Raw genomic sequence first — 2,610 nt, forward strand, 5'->3', positions numbered from 1 at the left:
ACTCACCGTCATGTCGATAAAGGCCAGGCCGCCTGCGGCGGCATCTTTCTGAACTTCGGACTTCGCACGCTCCAGTTCGGCAAAGAAGGGCGTGGGGGTCAGGTCCTTCTGTTTCATTTTTGACGGCTCTTGATAAGGCCCGCCACAAAGACGGCGATGATGATACCTGCAGGCAGGCACACGGCGATGGTCAAGAGCATCAGCTTCTGGAAAGGCGACAGGCCCTTGATCTTTTCGCGGAAGCCGTTCAACTTGGCACGAATCCCTTCGCTGCGGACACCCTTTTCGGAGAGCTTTTTCATGCCCTCGTCCTTGAGCTTTTCGGTGGAACGGACCACGGACTGGACCCGCTCCGATTTCCAGAGCTTGTTCACCGATTCCTTGGAATCGTCCACGAACTTTTCAAGGCGTTCCCGCTTGATCTTGAAGGGTCGAGCCACGTCGGACAAAGCTTTCCACATAACAGCCTACTTGTACAAAAGGTTCACTCCGCTGAACAGGGCCCGCATGTTGGCCTTCAGGGTATCGCTGGAGACACCACGGCCCTCTTCTTCCTTGCCGTTAGCGCGCAAGAGAATCCGGCTCAAGCCGCGACCGGCCCACAGTTTGTCCTTTTCGGGAACCACCACCTGGCGGTACTTCACCAGTTCCACCGGCATGTTGATTTCACGCATCAAGATAAGCCCGGCCTCGATGGGGCCTTCGGCGGTCACGGACCGGCGAATGGCCTCGCCGTCCTTCTTGAAATGGAATATAAAGCGGTTCTCGTCGGGAATCACTTCCACGTTGTTGAACACCAGGCGGGCGTTCACGTTCACACGCTCTTCGCGGAACACGTCCAACACCCGCTCGGCGCTGAGTTCCCCTTCCTTTTCGCTCAGTTCCTTGAGCACGGGCTGCAGTTCTGCCGCCTCGGCCAAAGAAAGCCTGTAGCCAAACTTGGTGATAATCTCGTAAACCGCGGTGCGGCCACTCTGGCTGGTGAAGGAAATGGAATCGTTCTGGTGGCGACCGATGATGGAGTAGTCGATGGGGCGGTAGGCGCCCTTCTTCATGTCCTTGGTCTTGGAGGCACCATCCTGGTGGATACCGCTACGGTGCACAATGGCTTCGGCACCGATCAGCGGGGCACGGCTGTAAATGCTCACGCCGGACCACTGGGAAATCAGGATAGCCGTCTCGTAGATGCGTTCCAGGTGCAGGCCGGTATTCACGCCGGAGTTGTGGAGCGCCACGGCCACCTCGTAAAAATTGGTGTTGCCGCAGCGTTCGCCCAGGCCGTTCAGGGCCACTTCCAGCTGGGTGGCGCCCACAAAGAAGCTCTCCACCGTAGCGGCCGTAGCCATGCCCAAGTCGTTGTGGCAATGGACCGAGATGGCAATGTCCTTGGGCAAGGCTTCATAAACCTGCTTAATCTGGTTCACGTACAAGAAGGGCCTATACCGCTCCACCGTATTGGGCAGGTTTATGGTGGTGGCTCCCGCCTCCACCACGGACTTCAGTACGTCAATCACAAAATCCATGTTGTCCAGGCAGTCCCCGAAGTGTTCGGCGCTGAACTCCACGTCGCCCTTGTCCCCTACCAGGGACTTGGCCAGCTTCACGCACTTGACGGCCTTTTCCTTCACCTGTTCCGGAGTCAGGTGCAGCACATGCTCCATGGAGAGCTTGCTGGTGGCGAGGAAGGTGTGGATACGGGGGTGGGGGGCGTACTGCACCGCCTCCCAGCAACGCTGGATATCGCTTTCCACGCAGCGGGCAAGACCAGAGACCACCACCTTCTGGGCAATCTCGTCCCCTTCTTCCGCCATCTTGGCGGTGAGCTGGGCAAGTTCCTTACAAGACTCAAAATCCATCTCGCTAGAGGCGGGGAACCCCACCTCGGCGCCGTGCACGCCCAGTTTCAAAAGTTGCAGGTACACGTCCTTTTTCTGGGCGTTGTTCCAGGGCTTGGGCAGCGCCTGGTTTCCGTCACGCAGCGTGACATCATAAAAGAACGGTTGTCTTTTCGCCATTTCGGCAGCATTCATTTCACTCATCTTATCTCCTCGCCCACGCAACATGGCCGCAAGATTCATTTTTCGGTTTCAAAGATAGAAATTGACCCAAAAAAGGAAAACCCGCTGCCATATTGGAGCGGGCTCATTTAGGTTAATTCTGTTCAAAATCCTTGAAAACGGCCTAAAACCTCGCTCCACAAGCAAGTCGCAATAGAAGTAGCAGGTTCAAGGTCTTTTCCATACCAATGAATATACAAAGTTTTCAAAAAGATGGCAAGGGCTAGTTCGCGTTCTTGACACAACGGACACTATATCCCAGTCCCTTATCCTTATACCAAACTTCAGCGTCGTTAGATTCATAACTAAACAACACCCTATAACCATCATTTACTCCATCAGCCGTAGATGTCCAGAACGAGGCATTTTCCATTTCACCCGTGTAATACCATCCAGACATATATCCCGCAGGCTTCACAGCAAAACCATAATCATCCGTACCGTTTCCATCATTTGACCACCCAGTATTCGCCTTTAGTTTCGCTGCACTATTCACAGCTGTAAGCAACGTTTGCCATTCATTATCACTAGGGAGGTGCCATCCTTCAGGGCA

3 protein-coding genes are annotated in these 2,610 nt (G+C 54.6%); all 3 read right to left on the reverse strand.

The annotated features are described in order from the left end of the window. Window positions 1-113: 113 nt before the first annotated feature. Entirely contained in the window at window positions 114-461 is a 348-nt protein-coding gene (locus IKB43_11345; GenBank protein ID MBR2470721.1) for a hypothetical protein, read from the reverse strand. A 6-nt stretch (window positions 462-467) separates the two neighbouring features. Beyond that, entirely contained in the window at window positions 468-2,015 is a 1,548-nt protein-coding gene (locus IKB43_11350; protein MBR2470722.1) for a 2-isopropylmalate synthase, read from the reverse strand. Window positions 2,016-2,280: 265 nt separating this feature from the next. Then, window positions 2,281-2,610: hypothetical protein (locus IKB43_11355; protein MBR2470723.1), on the reverse strand; the 330-nt coding region annotated here is incomplete at its 5' end.

Source organism: Fibrobacter sp., from assembly GCA_017503015.1.
Taxonomy (GTDB): domain Bacteria; phylum Fibrobacterota; class Fibrobacteria; order Fibrobacterales; family Fibrobacteraceae; genus Fibrobacter.